Genomic DNA, 26,041 nt, shown 5'->3' with positions numbered 1-26,041 from the left:
GTTGTACCTTTTTTGCGTTCTTCTTGCTCGTTTAAGCCATTAAACTTGAGGAGAGTGGAATGATGTTATTGGAAGCTATTTATCATCGACCAAAGCAAAACTGGGCGTATGCCTACGACGGAAAAACGCTGCATATCCGCCTGCGCACCAAAAAAGGCGATATGGACCAAGTCCACGCCATCGTTGGCGACAAATATGCCTGGAAGGAAACCCAGGAACTGATTGAGATGTCGCTGCTATCCTCCGACGCCTTGTTCGACTATTGGGAAGCTGCGGTAATACCGCCTTTTCGCAGGCTGCGATACGCCTTCCAGCTGACTAGCGGCTTGGAGCAGCTTATTTTGACGGAAACAGGCTTTCATGGAGAGATGCCGGAAAACTCGAACAGCTTTTTTGACTATCCGTATATGAACCCTATTGATGTATTTGCCCCTCCTGCATGGGTGAAGGATGCTGTATTTTATCAAATTTTTCCCGAGCGGTTCGCAAACGGCGATGCGACTTTGAATCCTAAAGCGACCGAGGCTTGGGGCGGCGATCCGACGCCACGCAATTTTTTTGGAGGCGATCTTCAGGGGGTCATTGACCATCTGGACTACCTCGGCGAGCTTGGCATAAACGCTATTTATTTCAATCCTTTATTTGAAGCTACGACTAACCATAAATACGATACCGCGGATTATATGAAGGTAGATGCGCATTTCGGTACGAATGAGAAGCTCAAGGAGCTGGTGGACGCCTGCCATCAGCGGGGCATACGCGTGCTGCTTGATGCGGTCTTCAATCATTCCGGAAGAACATTTCCACCGTTCGTGGATGCGCTTGAGCGCGGTGCGGAATCACCTTACGCCGATTGGTTTCATGTGCGGGAATGGCCTTTGCGTGTAGTTGACCGCATACCGACCTACGAGACGTTCGCCTTCGAGCCGCTGATGCCAAAGCTCAATACCGAGCATCCCGATGTTAAGGAATACTTGTTTAAGGCCGCCCGCTACTGGATTGAAGAAATCGGAATCGACGGCTGGCGGCTCGATGTCGCCAATGAAGTGGATCATCAGTTTTGGCGCGAGTTCCGAGCCGTTGTGAAAAAAGCGAATCCCGAAGCCTACATCCTCGGTGAAATTTGGCATGATTCGATTATGTGGCTGCAGGGCGATCAATTCGACGCCGTCATGAATTACCCGTTCACGAATGCTGTACTCGACTTTTTCGCTTATCAGACAATGGATGCTTCCACCTTCGCTAATGCGCTTGGCGCTCAGCTCGCCGCTTATCCGCAGCAGGTAACCGAGACGGCTTTCAATTTGCTAGGCAGCCACGATACGCCACGACTATTGACAGTTTGCGGAGATGAGCTTGGCGCGATGAAGCTGGCCACCCTGTTCAAGCTGACCTATCCCGGCGTCCCGTGCATTTATTATGGCGATGAAATCGGCTTAAATGGCGGCGGCGATCCCGAATGCCGCAAATGCATGGTGTGGGAATCAGAGGGACAGAACGCTGCGCTGCTTGATTTCTTTAAGCAAGCGATCGCTCTGCGGCGCAGCCATGCCGCTCTTCGCGGTGCGGACATTCGCTTCATCCAAGCCGATGAAACAGGGCGCATCATCGTTTATGAGCGCCGTTCAGGCGACGAGCGAATCGTTATCGCGATGAATGCCGGAGCCGAACCGGCTGAGGTTATCATTCGCTTAGACGATAATGCGGTCGAGGAAGCTTCGCGGGAGGTCGCCGCAAGTGCAGACGAAAGCAGCGTAGATCTGAGAGTGGAAAGCACGAGGAGCAGTAAGGCCAGCAGCACGTTAGAAAGCACATCAGTGAACGGAATAACGAGCATAATTGGCGATTTACCTGCAGCAGGAGCCTCAGCAGAAGCAGCAACAGCAACAGCAACAGAAGCCGCCCAAGCGCTAAGCGGGCGTTATGAGTGGGTGTCTCTGCTTCGTCATACCGAACAAACCCGATATGCAGAGTCCAGCAGTATCACACTGCAGCTGCCAGCTTATGGCTATGAGGTGCTGCTGCAACAAAAGCTGTAATAGCAGCAGGCGAATAGCAGCAGGCGTAAGCTTTATTTTTAACCTTAAAAAGGAGAAAGACAGGCAGCAAACTCGCCTGTCTTTCTCCTTTTTCACAGTTTCGCTTCAAGCGCGGTTACGTTTCAAGCAAGGCTGCCTTAAACTCAGCCCCACTCCAGTCGCCTCATTTTACAATAATCACACTGTATGGCGGCAAGCTTATGAGCCCTTCTTGAATCTCCACCTCTTTATGGCTCGCGCGCATCACCTTATCGAATAAGCCGAACGGCTCCTGCTCATGCAGCTCGGCAATCTGCTGCTCATTGGACAAGTTAATAAGCACGAGCACCCGTTCCTTAGCAGTTGCCCTTATATACGAGCTAACCTGCCTCAATGGCGGATCAAGACGATATTCCTCTATGCCGCCGTCCCGCAGAGCCGGCAGCTCATTGCGCCAGCCAATCAGCATTTGATAATGCGCCAGCAGCGATTGTTCGTCGTTGAGCTGCGCTTCCACAGATATTGCATTCGGGTTGGCATTTGAGCTGGAACGTTCCCATGTCGTTTGCCCTTCACCGCCACTTAATGCGGAGTACCAAAGCATCGGCTCGCGAATATGCTCATCTGGCTTCATGCCCTTCATGCCGATTTCTTCCCCATAATAAATGAAGGGATTGCCGGGCAGTGTCAGCAGTAAAGCGGCCGCCGTTTTGGCATGCGCTGCATTTCCGTTCAACAGTGACATCACACGATTTTGATCATGGTTGCTCAGAAAAGGAGCATCAGCAAACGCCCCTCCAGAGGCATCTCCATACAGCTTATAGGCCCGATTCAGGGAAAAAGCAGCATCCGGGTCACTCTCATAACTCGCTGCGCGCAGCAAGCTCCCCGCCAAGTCAAAGTTAAAAGCCGAATCAAATGCCCGATCCAAATAGGGCGCAACAATCGTCACTGAATCCCATACCTCGCCAATGAGAAAGACGCCTGGGTTCACCTTCGCAAGTCCGCTGCGAAATTGCTGCCACCAGCGCTGGTTGTTATTTTTCACAGCATCACGGTTAACCGTCGAAGCAAAATCGCCATAAATATGTTTGGCTGCGTCAAGCCGAAAGCCATCAAGGCCCTGCTCGAGCCAAAACTGCCCAATCTGGATCATCTCGTCCCTTACGGCAGGCTCATCAAAATTCAAATCCGGCATCCCTTCCCAAAAAACACCCAAATAACGGCCGCTCCCGGCAGCGTGCCAAGGATTGCTCCCAACGGCCCCGTCCAACTGCACCCGCTCATCCTGTTCAGCAAAATGATACCAGCTGCGATAAGGGCTTGCAGCATCTGCCACTGCTTCCTTAAACCACGGATGCTCCGTGCTTGTATGATTTACGACCAAATCCATAATGACCTTAATATTTCGCTCATGTGCCTCTTCCAGAAGCTTGTGCAAATCCTCCATCGTCCCATAATCGGGATTTATCGCATAATAGTCTGTCACATCATAGCCATGATAGCTTGGCGAGGGCTGAATGGGCATAAGCCAAATCCCCCCTATGCCAAGCTGCTTCAAATAATCCAGCTTTGCGGTTACACCGTTCAGATCGCCAATGCCGTCGCCATTCGTATCATAGAACGACCGCACGAATATTTCATAATACACAGTGGAGGGCTGTTCATCCACTTCATAGCTGCCTACTTCTGAGCTGGGCGTGGGGCTGGGGCTGTCGCTGTCACTAGAACTAGAACTAGAACTGGGGCTGGAGCTGAAGCCAGAGTCGGAGCTGCAAGCGGCAACGAGCAACAGCAGCGGCAACAGAATAAGAGCAGCTAGACATGCCTCTTTAACGCTGGCGTACTTTCCATCATCGGCTTTAATCCCCATCGCCTTACCCCTTCGAAGCGCCAGATGTGAGTCCCTGCACGAGAAACCGCTGGAGAAAGATGAAGAGCAGCGTAATCGGTATCGCAATCAGCACGGAGCCAGCAGCGAACATCGTGAAATTGCTATTTTGCAGCGAATTGACCAAATCCCACATTCCCACTGCCACTGTCCAGTTTTCCTTCGTACGCAGCACCAGCCTTGCGAAAATAAAGTCGCCCCATACGCCAGTAAACGAGGTCAGCGCCACGTAGGTGAGCATTGGCTTTGACAGCGGCAGCATGATTTTCGCAAATACCTGCAAATGCGATGCTCCATCGATTCTGGCCGCTTCATCCAAGCTGCGGGGAATCGTATCAAAGAAGCCCTTTACAATAAATCCGCCTAGCGCGGCCCCAGCCGAATAGACGAGAATAAGCGCCATATGCGTATCAAGCAAATTTAATTGCAGCAATATAATGTAGATCGCAATGAGACTCATAAAGCTCGGAAACATCCCGAGCACCAGCATAACTGTCAATGCTGTCTTGCGTCCGCGAAAGCGGAAGCGCGATAAGGCGTACATGCTGAGCGTAACGAGTATCGTCGATAAAATCATCGTGACGACGGCAATTTTCAGCGTATTCAAATACCATGTGCCATATAGATAAGCCTTGCTCGTAAACAGCTCCGCATAATGGACAAGCGTAAATTGTCTGGGCCAAAAATGCTCACTGTACAGCGAGCCCCCCGGACGCAGCGAAGACAACACGACCCATAGCGCCGGATAAATTGCGACTGCCGAGATCAACAGCAGCAGCGCATAGCTCAAGGTTAGACGGACGTTATTTTTCCATTTTCTCATTGGATCATATCCTCCTCTTTGAACGATTTCGAGCGTCGGAAATTCCAGATCGAGAAAATAGCTACGATTAAAAAGATAATAATGCCAACGGCGGAAGCCACATTATATTTATTGTTATCGAGCGTCAGCTTATACAGCCAAGTAATCAGCAGATCGGTCGCCCCGGCAAACTGATAATCACCCTTCGCTGGATTGCCTCCCGTCAGGAGGAAAATCACATTAAAGTTATTAATATTGCCTGCAAACTGCATGATCAAAATCGGCATCGTTGAAAACAAAATAAACGGCATCGTAATAATGCGGAATTTTTGCAGCGTCGACGCCCCATCCACATCAGCAGCCTCGTATAAATCACGCGGAATTGAAGTCAAAATGCCCAGAATAAGCACCATGCTGACAGGTATGCCAATCCACATATTGACGGTAATGACCGTCACCTTGGCCCAGAAAGGATCGGTCAGCCACGGCAGTCCGCCAAGCCCAAAGTAGCCTAAATATTGATTAATCGGCCCGAATTGGCCATTAAACAAATTTTTCATCACCAATAAGGAAATGAGCTGCGGAATCGCATACGGAATAATAAAAATCGTGCGCCACAGCTTCCTGAAGCGAATACCTTTCTGCTCGATTAACAGAGCAACGAGAATTCCGCCAAAATAAGTCGTAACCGTCGCCAGCACGGCCCAAATAATCGTCCAGATTAGCACGCCAACAAATGTGTGGCTCCATGACTTCATTTTCACAAGATCGACAAACGTCTTGAACCCTACCCAATCGACAAGCTTCGCCGGCGGAATATGATCAGGAGCAGAATAGTTTGTAAAAGCGAGCATGACCGTAAATACGATAGGCATAATCGTGAAAAAAAGGACGCCCAGCGCCGGAAGCGCCAGCATAAAATAAGGAAAATAAAAGGTCGTAGCATGCTCATACGATTGCCTGAACGTGTTTACAGCCTTCTTCTCATCCCGCAGCTTGCCATTGCGATAAGCATCCGCGATATTCCACACGTACACGCCCAGCAGCACAAATACGAGAAATAAAATAATCAACCCGTCCAATATTAAAAAAATCGAGTGGTCGCCCTTGACCATTTGCGCCACTTTGCCAACCTTTACGAATTTCTGCGTCTTCTCTCCTAATGTAACAAGGCCCCAGATCGCCCCACCAAGTCGTGGAGCAATATAGATGAAGCCCGCCACTTCTATCAGCATAAAAAGAATGCCCTTTAACCACTGCCGGTTATAAATTTGTCCTAAACCTTGCAGCACGATCGATAATAGTACAGCAATTGTGCGATGCTGCTTCATTGCGCTCCGGCCTCCCTCCGACTAAAAATCACCCGCCGCTGCTCCTCCGGCGGGTGAAAACAAGCTGTCGCTATCGTTCTATTGATTGGCAATAGCATCTTTAATTTGCGCTACCGAGTTGTCGAGAGTCGCTTTCACATCTTTTCCCCCGTCCCAAATATCAGCGATGCCTGCTGTAATCGGCCCCCATACACTTGCCATTTGCGGGATAGCTGGCATTGGCGTAGAATGCGAAAATTGCTCATAGAAGGCTTTCGTAATTTCATCGTTTTGAATTTTAGGATCCTGAACAGCTTCTAAATTTGCCGGAATCGTGCCGTTCATTTCAAAGTTGCGAAGCTGCGACTCTTTCGTAGACAGGAATCGTGCAAACAGCTTCGACGCATTCGGATATTTCGTAAACGCGTTTACATAATAGCCTTGAACGCCAGAGAAAGAGCTCATCGGCTTCCCGCCAATCGATGGCAGCGGCGCTACGCCAAGATCCATTCCGGCCGCCTTGTAATCCGCGAGTGACCATGGTCCATTAATATCCATCGCCAAGGAGCCTTCGATGAACAGTCCCTTTTTTATATCAAAAGTAATATCTCCTGTATTGAGCGGCAGCAGGCTTTCTTTCAACGAAGCAAGGAACTTGGCGCCCTCGACAGCCGCCTCATTGTTTAGGCCAATGTCCTCTTTATCTGTATTATTACTGCCGAACATATATCCCCCCGTAGTAGCAAGGAAAGCATAATCATAATAAAATTGCTGAAGCTCCCACATAATCGTATATTTATTTTTTTTCGGATCATTAAACGTTTTGCTGAAAGCGATGACCTCGTCAAACGTTTTCGGAGGGGTTGAAACGAGCTTTTTGTTGTAAAGCAGCGCATACGTTTCAACGGAACGGGGATAGCCATATAGGATGTCCTCAAAAGTTACCGCGCTTACTGCATTGGGATCATTTTCGCTTGCCGTTTCTTCTCCGAACCAATCATTCGGCAGCACGAGACCCGCAGAAGCGGCGCGCCCGATCTGATCATGCGGGAATACAACGATGTCCGCTCCCAGCCCTGCCGGCCCATCCGTCGTCAGCTTCGTCACCTGATCGGGATTTTCGACCTCCTCCAGCTTGACTGGAACGCCGTATTGCTCCGTAAACTCTTGCGCTAACGCTTCTACAAAATTGCGCTGGGATTTGCCTTCCCAGATGATGAGACTTGCTCCATCCTCCGGCAGCAGCTCGCCTTCTTCCTCAGTCACCGCATTATTTCCACCAGACTCTGCAGGCGGCGAAGAAGCTTCCGGCGTAATCGCATTATTGCTGCCTTTTCCCGTATTGCCGCATGCCGCCAAAGTAAATACGAGCACACAGACGATTAATACTCCCAACCACTTTTTCATCATTAAAAATCCCCCTCCATAATGTGTTGCCTCTGTTGCACGCCTACCGATACCGATGCTTCAAACGTTTCCCTCTGTTTTGTGCAAACGTTTGTACAAATGATCGTGCGAAAAGTATTCAAGCAGCTTGAAATCAATAAAATAGCTTGAGTCTATTCGATAATTGCGATGTAAGCGCTTGATTAATGAATTCATCATACAATATGGACAAAGGTTTGTTAAAACGTTTGCACAGCTCAAATTGCTGGAATTATCCATTTGTTTCGCTTGTTCACTGCATTTTCCTTCCATTTGCTTATAATTTCATCATTTTTCCACTTTTGTGATGCAGGCGTATTTACTTTTCGATAGCGCTTGCATTAACATGTAACTGTAGTGTTCAAACGATTGCATAGTTCAAGTGACAGGAGCCCGATTAAACGATGGTAACGATAAAAGATATTGCAAAAGCGGCAGGAGTGTCTCCTTCGACCGTTTCAAGAGTCGTCTCCAAGCACCCTCGCATCAGTAAAGAAACCGCAGATAAAGTAAAACGCATTATGGCGGAAATGGGCTATCATCCGAATGCAATGGCTAAAAGCCTCGTCTCCAAGACAACCAATACACTGGCTATTATGCTGCCAAGGCCTGCGGAGGAGCTGTTCCAGGACTTTTTCTTCGGGGAGCTACTGCGGGGCATACTGACCCATTCCACCAGAGCCGGCTATGACATGCTGCTTACCACCGCCACAGGCGAGCATGATGAAATTGAAACCGTATCCCGGCTCGTCCTAGGGCGCCGGGTTGATGGCGTCATTCTTTTATCCGCCCGCGTGAAAGATCCGCTTATTCAATATTTGAATGAGCAGCGATTTCCGAGCGTGCTAATTGGGCGTACAGACGATTCGAATCCGCATATTTTAACGGTCAACAACAATAATGTGCAGGCGGCTTATGATGCGGCCCAGCATTTGATTTTGCAGGGCCATGAGCGTATCGGCTTTGTCAGTGGACCGCGGAATTTGACCGTTTCTTACGACCGAATGGAGGGGTATCGCCAAGCTTTAGCTAACGCTGGGCTGAAGCTGAACTCGGAATGGGTCGTTGAGGGGGAGTTTTTGCAGGAAAGCGGTTTTCGAGCGATGTCTTTTCTGATGGAAATGCCTGATCGCCCTACCGCGCTCATCGTCATTGATGATGTAGTCGCCTTCGGTGTTCTGCGTGGATTAACGGAGCTTGGCTATTCCGTTCCAGACGATATCTGCATCGTAAGCTTTAACAATATCGCCCTCTCAGAGCTTGCCACGCCTCCGATCAGCTCCACCGATATCGGCACTTATCAGCTTGGCTACACCGCCTCGCAGAAGCTTGTCCGCCTCATCCAAGACGAGCCGATTCACCAGTCCAGCACCATTATTCCGCATCGGTTGATCGTCCGGGAATCCTCGATGCATGTTCCTGTAAAGAAGGGCTGAATGAAGGATAAAAAAGCATGATGGTTAGAAGGTTAATTTCATTAAAGATTAAGCAGGTTTCATTTTGAATGACGTGCTGATAGCTGGGCTCGGGGCTTGGGGCGCACACTTTTATTGTTGAAGGACAGAGATTCCGCTATTATGGCTTTTTATTCGATTTCAGGCAGTAGGCGGACAGGAAATCCGTTATCGCTCTAAAAATCCCATCAAAATGGTGATGGACAGCGCATTAGCGGCTCCTGTGTCCGCGTAATATCCTAAACCCGCGATTCTGTTGAATTAGCGGCTGCTGTGTCCACCAAAGTCTATCTTCCGCAGGGCGGAAGCCACTGAAACAAAAATATGAAGCTGCCTTTTGGCACGTAGGATCACATCCATAAGGGGTTTCATTCCTGGTTGTTGTGGGAATGCGTTTGACGCTAATTCCGATCAGGATCTGGCTCGCTCTTGATCGCATACACGCCCTTGCAATGACCGTTCGTTACAAAATACATATTACGGCTTCAGCGGCGTATACCCCGTTTTCTCAATCAAATATTGCCCCTGCGGCGATAAAATCCAGTCAACAAGCGGCTGTACTTTAGGGTTGTCAGTGCCTGCGGTAATCGCATAAAATGGCGCCGTAAGCGGATATGTACCGTTTCTAATATTCTCGCGGTTCGCTTCCACGCCGTTTATTTTCAACAAATGGATTTGCTGCTCCTGCACCATTTCGGTGGCGTAGAAAAGGAACGAAAAGCCGATCGCATTTTTATAATTGCGGTAGTTTGCGGTTTGTTTAATGATATCACCCATTCCGGAATTTATATCCTCTTTCGCAGGCTCCATCAGCTGCTTATCCTTCATGATTTTTTGCAGCATCGTCTGGCTGCCGCTGTTCTCTGAGCGCTGGAACGGTCGAATTTTCTCATTCGCTCCCCCGACCTGCTTCCAGTTTGTCAGTTCTCCGGCGTAAATGCCTTGAATCTGCTCCAGCGTCAAGTCCTGCACCTCATTGCGGCTGTTTACGAAAAAGATAAATGCCTCATAGCCAATAGGCGTCAGCTTAAGCTCCACACCCGCCGCTTTCGCCTGCGCTTCCTGATCCTTAGACGGTGCAGGTGCAAAAATAAGATCGACATCACCTTCAATTAGACGATTATACGCATCCTCCGTGCCGTTCACCTGAACCTCGCTGTCTTGCTCATAGTAGGAATACTCCTTTTGCTTATATACCGCCTGAACGAATGCCGCATACATCGGATATAGGGCGGTTGAGCCATCCAGATGCGGCAGCTTGCTGCGGATTTTGAGCGTTGCCGGCTCTGGCAGCGATACCGCCTTCGTTCCCTCTCGGAAAGGTTCATAATCTCTCATATTTATCGCCTGATCATCGACGATTTTCAGCTTCTCTACGTATTGTTCATAACGCCAGCCGATGACAAATGAAATTGCAATGATTAGAATAGCTGAACCGCACAATGACCAGAAAACCTTTTCTTTTAGCACATCAATATAAGCTAGAAAATAAAAGATACTTATAAGCGCAGAAGCCGTGATGACTAATACTCCATATATCTTAGAGCCTGTTAAAAAAATGACGACTCCAGAAGTGAGCCAAGTAAAAAAAATAATCGGAAAGCTAATAAGTATCGCAGCTAAAATAATCGTACTCCAATCTCTCACTTTCAACGAATGCTTCCCCTTCTATGCCCCATAGGCTTTTTTTCCTATTTTAGCGAAAGGCCAGCATCCAGCTAGTACCAAGTTTATGTGGTACTGGCATTTCACACTATCCTTTGTTGCACCCATTACTATGCAAAGGCTAAGATTAAAGAAGTACCGCTTAGGACATGCTAAAGGAGATAGTTATGTTGAAATGGGTTTCCGCCATTATTTATGCTTTACTGCTCGCCACCGTTTTTATATACAAAAACAATCTGCTCGATTGGCTGCAAAATGACACGCCCTCTGTATTTATCGTCTTTCTCGTCGCTCTGTTTCTCGTACTCGTACCCGTCGTTCCGTTCAAAATTATAATTGCCCTACTCGGTTTTATGTACGGTCCGCTGCTCGGGGCATTGATTAGCTGGCTGGCTGCTTCACTTGCTGCTATCATCATATTTTTGCTGGCTCGCTATCTCTTCCGTGAGCAGGGACAAGCTTTCCTCCATAAATTCAGCCAACTGGATAAGCTTCAGGCCACGATGGAAAAACGGCCATTTCTGACGATTTTGACAGCGCGTCTAATTCCGATCATTCCGCATATGGTCGTCAATATTTATCCTGCGGTTACTTCTGTACGGCTGCTTCCTTATGCCGTTGCATCGGCTCTTGGCAAAATCCCGTTTATGCTGCTATTTGCTTATATGGGACAAAATATGTTTAAAGATTGGGCCAGCTTCGCCTTATTCGCGGGCGTATACGCCGCTTTTTTCGCCTTGTCTTATGGCGGATACCGCCTTTGGTTAAAAAGACAATGAAACGCATAAAATAGCCCTGTTTGTTTAGCAGCTTGTTTAAAATAATGCCCGGACGTTTATAGTATGTTATCGGATGAATGCAGTGAGGCGAGCTTGACAAAACGCTTGTTATTTTTAATAATTATAAATAAGTAATTATTATAAATTAAACAACAGCCATTCCAGCCGTTGCGTTCTCGCCAAACAAGCTGCTCTTTACGAAACATAAAATCAGGAAACGAAAGGATGAACGATCATGAAAAAAACACATGAGGTCTTAAATAAACAAATCGCTAACTGGAGTGTCCTTTATATTAAATTGCACAACTTCCATTGGTATGTGAAGGGCTCGCAATTTTTCACCCTGCACGTGAAGTTCCAAGAATTTTATGAAGAGGCCGCTTTGAATGTGGATGAGCTGGCTGAGCGCCTGCTTGCACTGGAAGGCAAGCCTGTCGCAACAATGAAAGAATATATGGAGACGGCTTCCATCAAAGATGCTACAGGCAAAGAAACCGCTACTGCTATGGTTGAGTCTCTTATAACGGACTTCTCGACGATTATCGAGGAGCTCAAAGCCGGCATGTCGATTGCGCAAGAAGCGAATGATGAGACGACAGCCGATATGCTGCTTGCGATTCACACCGCGCTTGAGAAACATGTATGGATGCTGAAAGCTTTTAACGCTTAATTCAAAAAAAATCAGGCCGCCTAAACGTATAGGCGAACCACATAATTAGCTGTCACAGCCTCTCCCCCAAGGGCAGGCTGCGACGCAAAAAAACCTTCAAACTCTGCGACCTGCGCGGGTTTGAAGGTTTTTTAGTTGCTTGAATCCGACCGATTATTTGAGCTTAATTGAACAGCTAGCCACTTCTTTGCCTTGCCACAATGCCGAGAGTTTGTCGCCATCCTGCAAGGCCGCAACACCTGCTGGCGTTCCGGTAAAAATAAGATCACCGGGCCCAAGTCCGTAGTTGTCATTAATATGCCGGAGCAGCGTGCCAATATCAAACAGCATATCGGAAGAATTGCCATGCTGTGCTTCTTCATTATTGCGAAGCAGCGCAAAATCATGCGCCTTCAGCGCTTCCGCACCAGGATACGGCAGCCATGCGCCAAGGGGAGCGGAGCCTTTGAAGCCTTTGGCCGGAAGCCATGGCTGGCCTTTGGCCTTGATCTTGCTTTGCACATCGCGAAGCGTCATATCAAGCCCCATCGCTAAACCGTCGATGCATGCATCAGGATCCATGCCCGGCTGAAGCGCCCGGCCCACACGCAGCACCAGCTCCAGCTCGAAATGCACCTCGCCTTGATCGCCCGGCAGCTCCACTACGCTGCCATCCATCGGCACAAGCGCATGAGTCGGCTTTGTAAATACCATTGGCGATTCAGGCACCTCATTGCCCAGCTCTAATGCATGCAAACGATAATTCCGCCCAATACAATAAATGTTGCGTACTTCTGAAAACATCTCCATCTCCCTCTCCCGTTTTATAGGCTCGCTTTTAATTAAACCTTCTTCTGAGCAGCAATTTGCTCCGCAAGCTCGTTAAGCTCAGTCCAGCGCTCCATGAGCTGCTCCAGCTTTTCTTCAAGCTGCTGCTGCTCCTCCGATAGCTGCTGAATCAGCACCGAATCGCTGCCGGATTCCTCCATGCGCTGTACAATGTGCGCAAGATCATTTTCAGCCTGCTCAATCCAGCCGTCAATTTGCTCAAAATCCTTTTGATCCTTGTAGGACATTTTGAGCGCACGTTCCTTGCCGCCGCCCGTTCCGGCTTTTGCGTTTGATTCCCCCGCCGCACTCTTGCTTCCAGCAGCGCTCGCCGAGCCTGCCCCAGCAGCAGATTTCGTACTTCCGCCCGCCGAGGCGCCACCTGTTGCTGGCGATGTACCAGCCGCCGCCGAGCCATACTTTTCTACAAACTCCTGATATTCGCTATAGTTGCCTGTATGCTGCGTAATGACGCCATCCTCAAAGGATAAAATTTTATCGACTGTCCGGTCAAGGAAGTAACGATCATGGGATACGACGAATACGACGCCCGGAAAATCATCCAAATAATCTTCCAATACGGCCAAAGTCGCAATGTCCAAATCATTCGTCGGCTCATCGAGAAGGAGCACGTTCGGCGCCTTCATCAGCACGCGAAGCAGTTGGAGACGGCGCTTCTCGCCGCCTGACAGCTTGCTGATCAGGCTCCATTGCATCGCAGGAGGGAACAAAAACCGCTCCAGCATTTGCCCTGCTGAAATGAGCGAGCCATCCGCCGTCTTCACCTGCTCCGCACCTTCGCGGATAAATTCAATGACGCGCAGCGACTCGTCCATCTCTTCATGCTCCTGCGAGAACCAGCCCAGATTAACGGTGAGGCCCAGTTCAACTGTACCTTCATCCGGCTGCAGCCTGCCCTCAATCAGCTTAAGCAGCGTAGATTTGCCGCTGCCATTGCGTCCGATAATGCCTACACGGTCCTCCGGTACGGCAATATAGCTGAAATCACGAATGAGCGTCCGCTCGCCAAAACGTTTCGTCACCTTTTCAAGCTCGACGATTTTGCGTCCGAGGCGGGTCGAAGCAACCGATACATCCATTTTTCCCGCGCTTTGCTTAGGCGCCTGCGCCTTCAAATCCTCGAAGCGATCAATTCTCGCCTTCTGCTTTGTCGTTCTCGCCTTGGCTCCGCGCCTAATCCAGGCCAGCTCGCTGCGCAGCAGGTTTTTGCGTTTGCTTTCTGTTGCCGCCTCGCGCTCTTCCCGCTCCAGCTTAAGCTCTAGAAAACGGCTGTAGTTCGCTTCATAGAAATAAGCGCGTCCGCCGTCCAGCTCAATGACCCGATTGCTGACCCGATCAAGGAAATAGCGATCATGGGTAATCATAAGCAGCGCGCCTTTGCGCTTTTGCAGCATACCTTCCAGCCAAGCGACAGAATCATTGTCAATATGGTTCGTCGGCTCGTCCAAAATCAAAATATCCGAAGGCTGAAGCAGCGCCGCCGCCATCGCTACCCGCTTGCGCTGTCCACCGGAAAACGTCTCGACCTTCTCGTCAAAATGAAGAATGCCAAGCTTTGCGAGCGCAATCTTCGCTTCACTCTCCAGCGTCCAAGCGTCGAATTCATCCATCCGCTGATTCGCTTTGATCAGCCTTTGCTGCAGCGCCTCATCACTTGGATGAAGCTCCAGCGCTTCAAGCGCCTCCACATGCTCGCGCACAGCACGCTGCTGAGGCGAATCGCCGCCAAGCACATGCTCAAGCGCCGTTTCCCCTGGAGCGAACACCGGGTCCTGCGAAAGCATGCGAATGGTCACCCGGTTCCCAATGGAAATGTTGCCTGCATCGGCTGGCTCAAGCCCGGCAATCACTTTAAGAAACGTCGATTTGCCCGTTCCATTGACGCCGATAATGCCAATTTTGTCGCCATCCTCGAGACCGAAGGTAACGTCCTCGAACAGCATTTTTTCCCCGTAGCTTTTCGTAATATGTTCGACTGATAATAAATGCATCGCAATAACCTACTTTACATCAGAAATAGTTGTTCCAAGCCAGCTTCTCCTACCAAATAACACTTGGAAAAGCCGCCCTTTCCAACTATCATATCATAATCCGCGCCCCTCCACCCCGCTTAGCGGCCACCTCATTTGTATATTGACAAAAATATTTTTATGTGGTATAATATAATATTTTATTATTTACACTCCTATATTTATCCCTTATGATATAAAAGCTTGGCCAAGCACAATCTGAGCTGATGTTCATCGGAGGGATCGTATGCTACTTGCAAAAGGCATTGCCATGCTGGAGATTACAGCCACCATTATGGGAAAACCCACAACCATTTACCCTACCCTTATTTGGGATAATAATCGCCAAATCCTTATAGACACTGCCCATCCTGGGCAGCTTCCATTGATTCGGGAGGCCGCAGCACAAGAAGGCGTTCTCCTCGAGCAAATAACCGACATCGTACTTACCCATCAAGATATTGATCATATTGGCAGTCTGCCAGCTGTAATTGAGCAGGCTGATTACGCTCCGCGTGTGTGGAGCAGCGACATCGAGAAGCCCTACATCGAAGGGCGCAAGCGTCTGATCAAAATAACCGACGAGGCGCTCGCGAACCTCGACCTGATGTTTCCGCCGGAAACGCCCGCTGCGTTCCGCGCCGCTTTTCGAAAAATGCTGGAGCATCCGCCCCACGCAAATGTGACAGCGCGCCTACTGGGCGGCGACAAGCTTGATGTATGCGGCGGCATCAGCATTCTTAATACGCCGGGACATACACCCGGACATATCAGCTTATATCATCACGCGAGCCAAACCTTAATAGCAGGAGATGCGCTCATCGCAGAAAATGGCAAGCTCACCCCTCCTGCTCCTGCTGCCACGCTCGATTATGGAATGGCGCTGCTATCACTCAAAGCACTTGCAGATTACCCCATCCAGCATGTTATTTGCTATCATGGCGGTTTATGCAGCGGTCAGCTTAATGAACAAATTGCTCAAATTTCTGATGGAGCTGCTGTTTAATCAAAACAAAGGCCGTCCCAAAGCAGTGTAAATACTGCTTTGGGACGGCCTCGATTATTTCATGAACTGCCTTTTACTTATTTGCTTGCTTCAGCGTATTTCGTTGCATTCAGCAGCAAGGTGACAACCTCAGCCCTCGTTGCCTTAGCATTTGGATTGAACTTATTGTTCACCCCCTGTACAATGCCTGCTTTGGCTGCCGCAGCTACATAAGGAACTGCCCAAGCCGGAATATCTTTCGCATCGGCAAAATCTACCGTTGCCGCCGGATCAACCGGAAGGTCTAGTGCACGTACCATAATGGCCGTCATTTCAATTCGGGTCAATGGGTTGCTTGGTCGGAACGTATTGTCCGCATAACCGCTAATAAGTCCCGCTTCTAACAGCTGTGCTACGAAGGAGCGTGCCCATACCGGAATTGCATCCGCATCGCGGAAATTCGGCACTGTCGTTGCAGCTTCCAGCTTAAATGCACGGCTTACCATCGTTACAAACTCTGCACGAGTCGCATTCGCCTCTGGACGGAACGTACCGTCGGTGAATCCTTTTACAATTCCTTGCTCTACCGCCTGCTTAATCGACTGCTCTGCCCAATGTCCTGCTACGTCCTTAAGCACAACCGGAGTTGGTGTCGGGCTCGGATCTGGACTTGGGGATACAGAAGGTGTTGGACTCGGGCTAGGTGTGCTTGTTCCCGGATTGCTCGTGCCAGGATTTCCTGTGCCCGGGTTTCCAGAGCCTAACAGATCAGTAATTCTTCCTTGAATACCGATATCTACTGTACCAATTTTTTCCAAATAGTCGTTAAATACTTCGTAATCAACTAAATTCATTTCGTAGAAGCGTCCAGCATCCTTCGCCGCCTTCATAGAAAGGTAGAAGTCACCGCCGTTTGCCATGAATGAGTTTGTCGCTACGATGTAATACGCATTTGGATCAATTGCTACATAATTCCCTTGCTCGTTCAATACTTCTACTTTCACGATTCTTTCACCATTTTGAGTTATAACACCAGTAACGGAGTTATAAATCTCAGGTTTTTTTGTCGAATCGAAGGAGAAGCGCATGCCTGCTACTTGCGGGAATCTACCTTCTTCACTCGTTGGCGTAGATCCGCTGACGCCGTTTTCCAGTGCCGCGGTAATTTCCGCACCTGTCATCTTCAGTGCTGTCAGATTATTGCCAAAAGACATAACCGAAAGCAAATGGCCGAGCGTAATGTCACCCGCCGGAATGGACTGGCGGATACCTCCAGCATTTTGAATTGCAACAAAACCGGCAATGCCTGTTTTGTCGATTAGCGCACTATTTTTCACCTTGTCCAGCATACCGTCCGAAACCAGGTTACCCAAATTTGTTTCCTGTCTGCGAACGTTTTTGCGAAGCCCATCAAGATCGACAATCGTTTTGCCTACTACTGTTTTCGCAATCTCTTTAATTGGGGCCTCGTATTCAGCCAACTTTGCAGCACCATCAGGATCGGCAGCAAATACATATTGGGAATTCACTTGCTGATCCACATTGACCAGCTTGCCGTCCCAAACAACAAGTTCGCCATGGTCATCAAACAACACATCCAGCTTGCCCAGATACACGCCATACTCACCTGTTTGCACGATAAGCGTAGCTGCTGCATCAGCTGTTTTACGGTACACGGTTGGTTCATCCAGCTTCGTATGTGAGTGACCGCCGATGATAATATCCAGACCCTCCACACTTGCTGCAAGCTTCTGATCCTCTGTGTAGCCTAGATGCGACAGGGCAATAATTTTATTGACTCCCGCTTGCTCAAGAGCTGTGATCGTTGCTTGCGCGCTCGCTACCGCATCCTTGAAGGTAACTTTGCCCGGCGATGCAAGCAATACTGTATCCGGCGTCGTCAGACCGAAAATACCAACCTTCTGGCCATCGATCTCTTTAATGATAGCCGGAGATATTTTACCGTTCTCCGAGTCATCCGATATCGTCTTAATTCCTTGCGAGAACAGGGAGCCCAATTCAGCCTCGCCGCTAAAATCAACGTTTGCGCTAACGAAAGGAAATTCTGCACCGGATATGAACGCAGCCAGCGTTGCCGCATCCTTGTCAAACTCATGATTTCCAAAAGTCATAGCGTCATAACCCATTTGGTTCATAAACCATTGATCCGCCAGCCCTTTGAATTGGTTGAAGTAAAGCGTGCCCGAGAACACATCACCTGCGTCTACCAGTAGAGTATTATCATTTTTCATCTGGTCGACAGCTGTCATGCGGCGCGGCGCGTTGTCAAGATGGGCATGGGTATCATTAGTATGCAGTACGCGCAGATCAAATGCGCCTTGCACATCAGTAATACGTCCCTCTACACCAATGTTAACCGTACCGATTTTCGTCAAGTATTCATTAAATACTTCATAGTCTACAAGGTTCATTTCATAGAAGCGTCCAGCATCCTTGGCTGCCTTCATCGACAGGTAGAAGTCGCCACCGTTTGCCATGAAGGAATTGGTCGCTACGATATAATAGGCATTTTCGTCAATATCCGTATAAACGCCCTTATCGTTCAGTACTTGAACCTTCATAACCCGCTTACCTACTTGCGTGATTTCACCTGTCACCGAATTATAAATCTCCGGCTGCTTCGTCATATCATAGTAGAAGCGCATGCCCGCTACTTGCGGGAATCTACCTTCTTCACTCGTTGGTGTAGATCCGCTGACGCCGTTTTCTAGTGCCGAAGTAATTTCCGCACCCGTCATCTTCAGCGCCGTCAGATTGTTACCAAAAGACATAACCGAAAGCAAATTGCCGAGCGTAATGTCACCTGCCGGAATGGACTGGCGGATACCTCCAGCATTCTGAATTGCAACAAAACCAGCAATGCCTGTTTTGTCGATTAGCGCACTATTTTTCACCTTGTCCAGCATACCGTCCGAAACCAGGTTACCCAGATTTGTTTCCTGTCTGCGGACGTTTTTACGAAGCCCATCGAGATCGACAATCGTTTTGCCTACTACTGTTTTCGCAATCTCTTTAATTGGGGCCTCGTATTCAAGCAGCTTGGCTGCCGCCACAGAATCGGCAGCAAATACATATTGGGAATTCACCTGTTGATCCACATTGACCAGCTTGCCAGCCCAAACGGTAAGTTTGCCAGCCGCATCAAACTTAACGTCCAGTTGGCCTAAATTCACACCGTATTCACCAGTCTGCACAATCAGCGTCGCCGCTGCATTGGCATCCTTGCGGTAAACAGTCGGTTCATCCAGCTTCGTATGGGAGTGGCCGCCGACAATAATATCAATGCCGTCTACCGCAGCCGCAAGCTTTTGATCCTCGGTATAACCAATATGCGACAAAGCAATAATTTTGTTGATGCCCATTGACTCCAGCTGAGCAACCGTTGCTTCTGCGCTTGCTTTAACATCATTAAACTTCACACCGCCAGGTGAAGCAAGAAGCGCTGTATCCGGTGTCGTCAAACCGAAAATACCAATTTTCTCGCCATCCACCTCTTTAATGATAGCCGGATAGATGTTAGCATCATTCGCCGTACCATTCACTTGCGGAATGCTGTTGACGAACTGACTACTAAGCTCCGCTTCGCCGCTGAAATTCACATTCGCACTTACGAATGGAAAATTCGCACCTCTAACGAAAGCAGCAAGCGTCGCCGCATCTTTATCAAACTCATGATTGCCGAATGTCATCGCATCGTACTTCAAGTAATTCATAAGCCATAGATCAGCAAGACCCTTGAACTGATTGAAATAGAGCGTACCCGAGAATACATCGCCCGCATCCAGCAGCAGTGTGTTTTTATCGCGCAAGCTATTGATTGCCGTTGCACGGCGAGCCATATTGTCGAGATGCGCATGCGTATCGTTTGTGTGCAGCACACGCAGCGAGAGGCTATCATCATCCACGGATGGCTTGCTGCCAAGATCAAGCTGGGCAAGCAGCGGATCATGGTCACTCACGCGTCCCATTGAATCTGTATAGTCTGCATTGACATGGACAACTTCTATATTGGAATAGTCTTTCAGAGCATCATTAACCAGAATGTGGTCAAGCGTCTGGGAGTTGCCATCGTAAATATAAGAATAACGATCCTTCTCCGGCATTGTCTCAACCAGATTAGTCAGAGCGTCCTTCTTCAAAATATCAAGCGTCTTCGAAAACTGGAAGTCATTCAAATCGCCTAATACCGCAACGTTCACATTAGGATCGCTAGCCACAAGCTGCGATACGAAGGAATTTACGATTCCAGCTTGCAGAGCACGCTGTGTTTCACTGCTGCGGATAACCGGCTGGATCGTTCCCCAAGGAATGCCGTCTCCGCCTTTGGAATTAAAGTGATTTGCAATGACTACAACGCGTTTGCCTTGGAAATTAAATTCAGCGGCAAGCGGTTTGCGCGAAGCATTAAAGGCTGTATCCGTCGGGCTGATTCGGCCCGGGTTCACAGACAGGCTGCCATCGCCTTTCACCTGTACAGCAGTTGTCGAGTCGCCTTTCGTTCCAGTCGCAAGTGTTACACGCGCTGTATTGTACAAGTACCCTACGCGGATATTTCCGCCCGGAGCTCCGCCATCAAGCCCATCTACCGGAGCAATGTCCGTATAAGCATAAGTCGGGCCGCCTTTGGCAACAACAGCGTCGATTAACGCTTGGAAGCTTTGGCTCGCATCCGTAACGCCATTGTTTGTTTCGCCATTATTATCCTGAACCTCCATAAGCCCAATAATGTCAGGCGTTTTGAGGTTGTTTACAATAATGCCGCCGATTTTTGCAGCTTTAGCCGTTTGGCTGCTGCTGAAATTTTCTACGTTGAACGTTGCAATTGTCAGCTTGTCAGCCGCAGCTACCGTGGACGCAACACCCTGCGCACGGGAAGAATACGTAATAGCTGGCAATGAGCCATCCGGAATGAGCTTGAATAAATTGCTCGTATAATTCAGTACACCTGTAATCGGGCCATTAAATTGGTCGCCTGTTTTAATATCCTGGCCAGCCGGCTTAGCCGCAATATACATTTTCTGCGGATTCAGGCTGCTGTCGAATGGCTGCGTGCCATCACCTGTAAGCACAATGCCGCCTGCATCGGTTTTAATCGGATTGTTAGCGCCATTGTCGAAAGTCACTGGCGTAACCGAGTTGGCATAAGGGCCAGTAATGCGGGCATCATTCAACTGGATGCGCATGCCTTCCAGGCTTTCGAAGAAATCAATCGCATCGCCATCGGGATTAAATGCTCCAAAGCTGTCGGTATCAATGGCGTTCGGTACGATACGTCCATTTGTACCAATAACAATTGGCGCAGGCAATGTCTGCGAAGGAAGTCCCTTCGTAACATTTGTAGCGGTAATTTGCGTAACTGTCAGAGCCGGGCTCGTGCCATATTCGACAACAGTGCCATCTACCGTGACCGCATCTCCTACGGCAACGCCGTGAGCCGCTTTATACACTTGGATCGCTTCTGAAGTAGCAGGATCGCTATCGATGCTGCTATCTGGCTCCTGCATGTAGAAGCTGCTTGCGCTTACCGATGTAACGATACCGGAAACATTGGTTACCGCTACATTTTCATAAATAGAACGATGGGTTTTGCCTTGAATCGTATGAATTTTGATGCCGTTTGTGTTTTGCAGCACCGTATACTCGAATGTATATACAGAGCTCGTGTCGGCACCCGCCACTACGATTGCTTTAATCGTTGTATCTGCATTAATGACAATTGGCGCACTGTAGACTGCGCTTGCCGCTGTCGGCGTAGTGCCATCCGTTGTAAAATGAATGACGCCGCCATCCATCAGCGTGCTGAGCGCAACCGTTCCGCCCGTGGCAATACCGCCAGAAGGTACGCTGGCATTTACAGACAGCTTGCGCTCTACGATATCGGAAGAGTTTCTTGGAACAAGCTCCATACCGACACCCGTGTAATACGTCATTACGCCAGTTACTTGCTCAAACGTTTTGTTCAGAGCAAACGCCGCATCCGAGGAATAAATTGCAATTTCCTGGCTGCTGGCAGCATCCGTCGCATAAAACACGCCGCTTGCCGCACGTTTGATTGTAATATCATTGATTTGCACCAGACGGCCTTCGGACAAATTGCGAACCGCATCACCCGTGCCAAAAGCCGTTGAAGTAATGACCGTTGGCCCAGGAACCGGACCCTGACCGTTAACTGTCACATAACCGCCTGTTACCAGATCCGTGTCCAACTGCAGCATGCCATTGTACAGCGAGGTTTGACCGTAAACTTCAATGTCATCGCCTGGCTGCGCACCTGAATCCGCGCCTCTAACAACGACAGCAGAAGTGGCATCCTGAACAAACAGATTTACTTTGCCGCCAGATTCTGTGCGATGGGAAACTGTCCCATGCGTCACAAGCTTAGAGCCTACTGCCGCGCTTCGCACATCCGAAATCGCAACCGGTGTAAGGTTCGCAAGCGTATAGGCAAATTCAGTCAGGCCGCTAATCGTGCCTTCTGCATTTTTCACATACGCATGAATGGTCATTGGAGCTGTAACTTCGATAGGCGAAGCATAAGCTGCAAAATTTTCCGGAGCAACCGGCGCATCCGGGCTGTAGACGCTGTAATACACGCTGTATCCAACCGTTGCTGTAGACAAGGTTACATATGTTCCTGCTGGAACCTCGCCCGCCGCTGGACTAGCCGTTACGCTTGCAACCACGCCGTAAGAAGAATTTCTAGGGCTTGGAGCAGCTACTGTAAAGTCGGCGTTATTGTTATCCGTATCCAGCGCGCGGTCACCCGGATTTAGCGCTTTGCGGATAGCTGCTAATGCAGCACCCAAATCGCCAGTTGGAGCACCTTCTCCACCAGTCGCTGTTGAACCGTAAGCAACTAGATCAATCACTGCGCTGCTTGCATTAAGCAGCCTAACTTTACCAGCGGTACCACCCATATTAAGCGTACCAATTGCATCTGGCGATTCCAGATCAGCAGCCGTCGTGCTTGCTCCCGCCGCCTCTTGAATAAGGAAGTAGCCTTTAGCGGCAATTGTTCCGCTTAAATTGTGTATATTCGTTGTAAAAGCTCCTGCAGCCGAAGCATATTGCACACTCCAGCCTGCGAGGGAAATCGGTGAATCGGTTGGATTGTATAATTCTATAAAGTCCTGTTTGAGTGGCGCGCCTCCATTGCCGCCGCCCCCATACACTTGTGAAATGACAATGTTGTCATTGCTTACAGCCGCTTGCACAGGTGCACCAAAACCACCCAATATCGTTCCTACAAGCAAAATAGCAGCCAAAAACAGGCTTACTGGCCGCTTAAACGCCTGAAACTTTCGCCTCATAGACAATCTCTCCTTTTTTCCTAGGTTAATTCCATAGATAGTTCTTTTTTCTCACATATATATGACATTAATATCGTTTTGTCGAATCTTGTTGTCATTTTGTGCAATTAATCAGATGAAAATAAGAAAAATCCACAACTATTTTGCTATTTGTGCATTTTTCATTCATCAACCCCTTATCAAAATTTCATATTATTATGAATCAATGAAAAAAAGAAACCTTTTTCTCTCTATTTAATATTTAATATAAAGTAGAGTAGGCCTATTGTAAACATTTTGACAAAAAAATATTGTTAAGCTATCTTTAATTGTTATCTAAATTTACATTGTCTTAACATTCGGTCATGAAAATGAATATAATATCTTAACATTTCGCTTGTCGCCCCTCCGAATGATCAAATGTTCAATATGTCGAGAATCAATTGTTCAGTCTGTTTTCATCCCATTTTCCACAGAAAAAAGCCCCTGGCATCCTATACTTCTTAGGACACTAGAGGCTAAATTTTATACCTATTTAAAATTTTATCGTACCACTAGCAAGAACAATGCAGCACTTGCTGCTGTGTCACTGGCTTAGCGTTTGCCAATCATCGCTTCCGGCTTCACAAATTCGTCGAACTGCTCGGACGTCAAGAGGCCGCTCGCAATTGCCGATTCTTTCAGCGTCAGCCCTTTTTTATGCGCGTTTTTCGCAATGGCTGCTGCATTTTCATAGCCGATATGCGGATTAAGCGCTGTTACGAGCATGAGCGATTGATCGAGATTGCGCTTGATCACGGCTTCGTTCGGCTCAATGCCAACCGCACAGTTGTCATTGAAGGAAATCATGCCGTCCGCCATCAAAGCAACGGATTGCAGGAAGTTGTAAATGATAACCGGCTTAAATACGTTCAGCTCAAAATTGCCCTGGCTCGCCGCAAAAGCAATCGTTGCATCGTTGCCGATAACTTGGCAGACCGCCATCGTAATCGCTTCGCTTTGCGTCGGGTTAACTTTACCTGGCATAATCGAGCTGCCCGGCTCATTTTCAGGAATCGAGATTTCGCCAATTCCGCAGCGCGGACCGCTTGCCAGCCATCTAACGTCATTGGCGATTTTCATCAAATCAGCCGCCAGCGCTTTAACAGCACCGTGTGTATAGACGATTTGGTCGTGGCTCGTTAGCGAGTGGAATTTATTTTCTGCTGTAATAAACGTTTTGCCCGTAAGCGTCGTTACTTCCTCCGCTACCTGCACCGCGAAATCCGGATGCGCGTTAAGGCCTGTGCCGACCGCTGTGCCGCCTAGCGCCAGTTCGCGCATTTCGTCTACGCTTTGCACGATCATTTTGCGAGTTTTAACCAGCATGGCGTACCAGCCGCTAATTTCTTGGCCAAGCGTAATCGGAGTCGCGTCCTGCAAATGCGTACGGCCTATTTTCACAATATCGTTGAAACGCTCAGCCTTGTCCTGCAGCGTTCTTGCCAGCACATCAATAGCCGGAATCAGGCGCTGCTCCACCGCTACTACGCCAGCAATATGCAGCGCCGCAGGGAACGTATCATTAGAGCTTTGGGAGCGGTTAACATCATCATTTGGATGAATGCGAACGGCGCTGCCGCGCTCCTCAAGCAGTTGATTGGCGCGATGAGCTACAACTTCATTGACGTTCATATTCGTTTGCGTACCGCTGCCCGTCTGCCAAACGACGAGTGGGAAATGCTCATCCCAGCGGCCAGTCAAAATTTCATCTACCGCTTCACCGATAACCGCAGATTTCTCTGCATCCAGCACGCCCAGCTTCTCATTGGCGATAGCTGCAGCTTTCTTAATAATAGCCATAGCATGAACGACCTCAATCGGCATCTGCTCTCCGCTGATTTTGAAGTTTTGCAAGCTGCGCTGCGTTTGAGCGCCCCACAGCTTGTCCGCAGGAACCTGAATTTCACCCATTGTGTCCTTTTCAATCCGATATTCCATCTTTTAAGTAGCCTCCTTAAAAATCTTGAACAACCTACTCCTACTTTATCAAACGCAAACGGCTTTCGCCATCCAAATGCGTCAAAAGCCCTTTAATTGCTTGCGAATAGGCTGCCCACTCGCCTTGCAATAGCCGCTTTCTGCCGCTTTTCGCTAATGCGCTTACATAAAAAGCAGCGGCCGAACGTTAATTTTAGCGCTTCGCGCTGCGGTAAGCTTCCATATAAGCGCGTGCTTTTGCCTCAATTAAGGTGTAATCGCCTGTTTTCACAGCTTCCTTCGTCAAATCGGAGCCGATGCCAACAGCAACCGCGCCCGCTTTCACCCATTCGCCGAGATTATCCAGCGATACGCCGCCAGTCGGCATGACATTCGCTTGCGGCAAAGGCCCTTTAATCGAAGGAATAACGCTTGGCGAATACAGATTGCCAGGGAACAGCTTCACAACATCAACACCCAGCTCCAGCGCATGTTGAATTTCATTAACGGTCATCGTGCCCGGCATAACTGGAATGGCATAACGATGGCACAGCTTTATAGTATCAGGGTTAAGTGCCGGAGAAACGACAAATTCCGCGCCGCTCAAAATCGCCGCGCGTGCCGATTCTGGATCAAGTACCGTTCCCACTCCGATAATAGCAAATTGATCCGATTGCGGGTCCGCATCTACCGAATATTCCTTGCTGAGCTGCTCGATCGCACGCAGCGCAAACGGTACGGTCAGCGTAATTTCAATCGCTTTAATCCCACCTTTTATCGCATGGCGGGACATTTCTACAACTTCCTCCGGCGAATCAGCGCGAAGTACAGCGACGACGCCAGCATCTACAATTTGTTGAAGCACCTTGATTTTCTTCACAAGTACAGCCTCCCCTAATGTTCATATTTGTACGAAAAAGTACGATGTTTGCCGTT

General features: G+C 48.8%; 15 protein-coding genes. 5 read left to right on the top strand and 10 right to left on the bottom strand.

Annotated elements, in window-relative coordinates; genetic code table 11:
* Positions 1-62: 62 nt before the first annotated feature.
* Complete coding sequence (locus tag AC6B99_RS00975) at positions 63-2,039, top strand: alpha amylase N-terminal ig-like domain-containing protein (protein WP_494864889.1); 1,977 nt, start codon at positions 63-65, stop codon at positions 2,037-2,039.
* 163 nt (positions 2,040-2,202) lie between these two features.
* Here AC6B99_RS00975 and AC6B99_RS00970 read toward each other — a convergent pair whose 3' ends face one another.
* The 4 genes from AC6B99_RS00970 to AC6B99_RS00955 all read right to left on the bottom strand — a co-directional run bounded on the left by AC6B99_RS00970 (position 2,203) and on the right by AC6B99_RS00955 (position 7,431).
* Positions 2,203-3,891 carry an alpha-amylase family glycosyl hydrolase gene (locus tag AC6B99_RS00970; RefSeq protein ID WP_494864853.1) on the bottom strand — a complete coding sequence of 563 codons (1,689 nt, stop codon included), beginning with the start codon at positions 3,889-3,891 and terminating at the stop codon, positions 2,203-2,205.
* A 4-nt stretch (positions 3,892-3,895) separates the two neighbouring features.
* Positions 3,896-4,732: an ABC transporter permease subunit gene (locus tag AC6B99_RS00965; protein WP_494864851.1), complete on the bottom strand. Its 837-nt coding sequence runs from the start codon at positions 4,730-4,732 to the stop codon at positions 3,896-3,898.
* Positions 4,729-6,042 (bottom strand): carbohydrate ABC transporter permease, encoded by a 1,314-nt coding sequence (locus tag AC6B99_RS00960; protein WP_496662542.1) that lies wholly within the window; start codon positions 6,040-6,042, stop codon positions 4,729-4,731. Before AC6B99_RS00960 ends, AC6B99_RS00965 begins: the two co-directional genes overlap by 4 nt.
* Before the next feature lie 78 nt (positions 6,043-6,120).
* Entirely contained in the window at positions 6,121-7,431 is a 1,311-nt protein-coding gene (locus AC6B99_RS00955) for a sugar ABC transporter substrate-binding protein (RefSeq protein ID WP_496662541.1), read from the bottom strand.
* Positions 7,432-7,850: 419 nt separating this feature from the next.
* Here AC6B99_RS00955 and AC6B99_RS00950 point away from each other — a divergent pair, with 419 nt between their 5' ends.
* Entirely contained in the window at positions 7,851-8,882 is a 1,032-nt protein-coding gene (locus AC6B99_RS00950; RefSeq protein ID WP_056030954.1) for a LacI family DNA-binding transcriptional regulator, read from the top strand.
* 495 nt (positions 8,883-9,377) lie between these two features.
* Here AC6B99_RS00950 and AC6B99_RS00945 read toward each other — a convergent pair whose 3' ends face one another.
* Positions 9,378-10,547, bottom strand: coding sequence for a PstS family phosphate ABC transporter substrate-binding protein (locus AC6B99_RS00945; RefSeq protein WP_496662688.1), 1,170 nt, complete (start codon positions 10,545-10,547; stop codon positions 9,378-9,380).
* Positions 10,548-10,732: 185 nt separating this feature from the next.
* Here AC6B99_RS00945 and AC6B99_RS00940 point away from each other — a divergent pair, with 185 nt between their 5' ends.
* Both AC6B99_RS00940 and AC6B99_RS00935 read left to right on the top strand, forming a co-directional pair.
* On the top strand, positions 10,733-11,344 hold the full coding sequence (locus AC6B99_RS00940) for a TVP38/TMEM64 family protein (RefSeq protein WP_496662540.1): 612 nt from the start codon (positions 10,733-10,735) through the stop codon (positions 11,342-11,344).
* Between the two features lie 235 nt (positions 11,345-11,579).
* A complete protein-coding gene (locus AC6B99_RS00935) occupies positions 11,580-12,014 on the top strand; it encodes a Dps family protein (protein ID WP_056030961.1) in 435 nt (144 codons plus the stop codon).
* A 153-nt stretch (positions 12,015-12,167) separates the two neighbouring features.
* On the opposite strand, the gene AC6B99_RS00930 is transcribed toward AC6B99_RS00935, so the two are convergent.
* The gene (locus AC6B99_RS00930; RefSeq protein WP_056030964.1) at positions 12,168-12,797 is read right to left on the bottom strand and encodes a fumarylacetoacetate hydrolase family protein; all 630 of its coding nucleotides are present in this window, start codon (positions 12,795-12,797) and stop codon (positions 12,168-12,170) included.
* A gap of 38 nt (positions 12,798-12,835) precedes the next feature.
* Positions 12,836-14,833: an ABC-F family ATP-binding cassette domain-containing protein gene (locus AC6B99_RS00925; RefSeq protein ID WP_496662539.1), complete on the bottom strand. Its 1,998-nt coding sequence runs from the start codon at positions 14,831-14,833 to the stop codon at positions 12,836-12,838.
* A gap of 265 nt (positions 14,834-15,098) precedes the next feature.
* On the opposite strand from AC6B99_RS00925, the gene AC6B99_RS00920 reads away from it, so the two are divergent.
* On the top strand, positions 15,099-15,857 hold the full coding sequence (locus AC6B99_RS00920; protein WP_496662538.1) for an MBL fold metallo-hydrolase: 759 nt from the start codon (positions 15,099-15,101) through the stop codon (positions 15,855-15,857).
* Between the two features lie 77 nt (positions 15,858-15,934).
* On the opposite strand, the gene AC6B99_RS00915 is transcribed toward AC6B99_RS00920, so the two are convergent.
* The 3 genes from AC6B99_RS00915 to AC6B99_RS00905 form a co-directional block, all read right to left on the bottom strand.
* Positions 15,935-23,167: a 5'-nucleotidase C-terminal domain-containing protein gene (locus tag AC6B99_RS00915; protein ID WP_496662537.1), complete on the bottom strand. Its 7,233-nt coding sequence runs from the start codon at positions 23,165-23,167 to the stop codon at positions 15,935-15,937.
* A 573-nt stretch (positions 23,168-23,740) separates the two neighbouring features.
* Positions 23,741-25,126 carry a class II fumarate hydratase gene (fumC, locus tag AC6B99_RS00910; protein WP_056030976.1) on the bottom strand — a complete coding sequence of 462 codons (1,386 nt, stop codon included), beginning with the start codon at positions 25,124-25,126 and terminating at the stop codon, positions 23,741-23,743.
* Between the two features lie 193 nt (positions 25,127-25,319).
* Positions 25,320-25,985 (bottom strand): bifunctional 2-keto-4-hydroxyglutarate aldolase/2-keto-3-deoxy-6-phosphogluconate aldolase, encoded by a 666-nt coding sequence (locus AC6B99_RS00905; RefSeq protein ID WP_046232188.1) that lies wholly within the window; start codon positions 25,983-25,985, stop codon positions 25,320-25,322.
* Positions 25,986-26,041 lie beyond the last annotated feature (56 nt).

This window comes from Paenibacillus liaoningensis, assembly GCF_059609455.1.
This window is presented reverse-complemented; position numbering and strand designations above follow the sequence as displayed.

Excerpts from the sequence above, each read along its gene's own strand:
- AC6B99_RS00950 (WP_056030954.1), top strand. The coding sequence starts at position 7,851 with ATGGTAACGATAAAAGATATTGCAAAAGCGGCAGGAGTGTCTCCTTCG.
- AC6B99_RS00925 (WP_496662539.1), bottom strand. The coding sequence starts at position 14,833 with ATGCATTTATTATCAGTCGAACATATTACGAAAAGCTACGGGGAAAAA.
- AC6B99_RS00940 (WP_496662540.1), top strand. The coding sequence starts at position 10,733 with ATGTTGAAATGGGTTTCCGCCATTATTTATGCTTTACTGCTCGCCACC.
- AC6B99_RS00960 (WP_496662542.1), bottom strand. The coding sequence starts at position 6,042 with ATGAAGCAGCATCGCACAATTGCTGTACTATTATCGATCGTGCTGCAA.
- AC6B99_RS00930 (WP_056030964.1), bottom strand. The coding sequence starts at position 12,797 with ATGTTTTCAGAAGTACGCAACATTTATTGTATTGGGCGGAATTATCGT.
- AC6B99_RS00915 (WP_496662537.1), bottom strand. The coding sequence starts at position 23,167 with ATGAGGCGAAAGTTTCAGGCGTTTAAGCGGCCAGTAAGCCTGTTTTTG.
- AC6B99_RS00935 (WP_056030961.1), top strand. The coding sequence starts at position 11,580 with ATGAAAAAAACACATGAGGTCTTAAATAAACAAATCGCTAACTGGAGT.
- fumC (WP_056030976.1), bottom strand. The coding sequence starts at position 25,126 with ATGGAATATCGGATTGAAAAGGACACAATGGGTGAAATTCAGGTTCCT.
- AC6B99_RS00955 (WP_496662541.1), bottom strand. The coding sequence starts at position 7,431 with ATGATGAAAAAGTGGTTGGGAGTATTAATCGTCTGTGTGCTCGTATTT.
- AC6B99_RS00920 (WP_496662538.1), top strand. The coding sequence starts at position 15,099 with ATGCTACTTGCAAAAGGCATTGCCATGCTGGAGATTACAGCCACCATT.
- AC6B99_RS00975 (WP_494864889.1), top strand. The coding sequence starts at position 63 with ATGTTATTGGAAGCTATTTATCATCGACCAAAGCAAAACTGGGCGTAT.
- AC6B99_RS00970 (WP_494864853.1), bottom strand. The coding sequence starts at position 3,891 with ATGGGGATTAAAGCCGATGATGGAAAGTACGCCAGCGTTAAAGAGGCA.
- AC6B99_RS00965 (WP_494864851.1), bottom strand. The coding sequence starts at position 4,732 with ATGAGAAAATGGAAAAATAACGTCCGTCTAACCTTGAGCTATGCGCTG.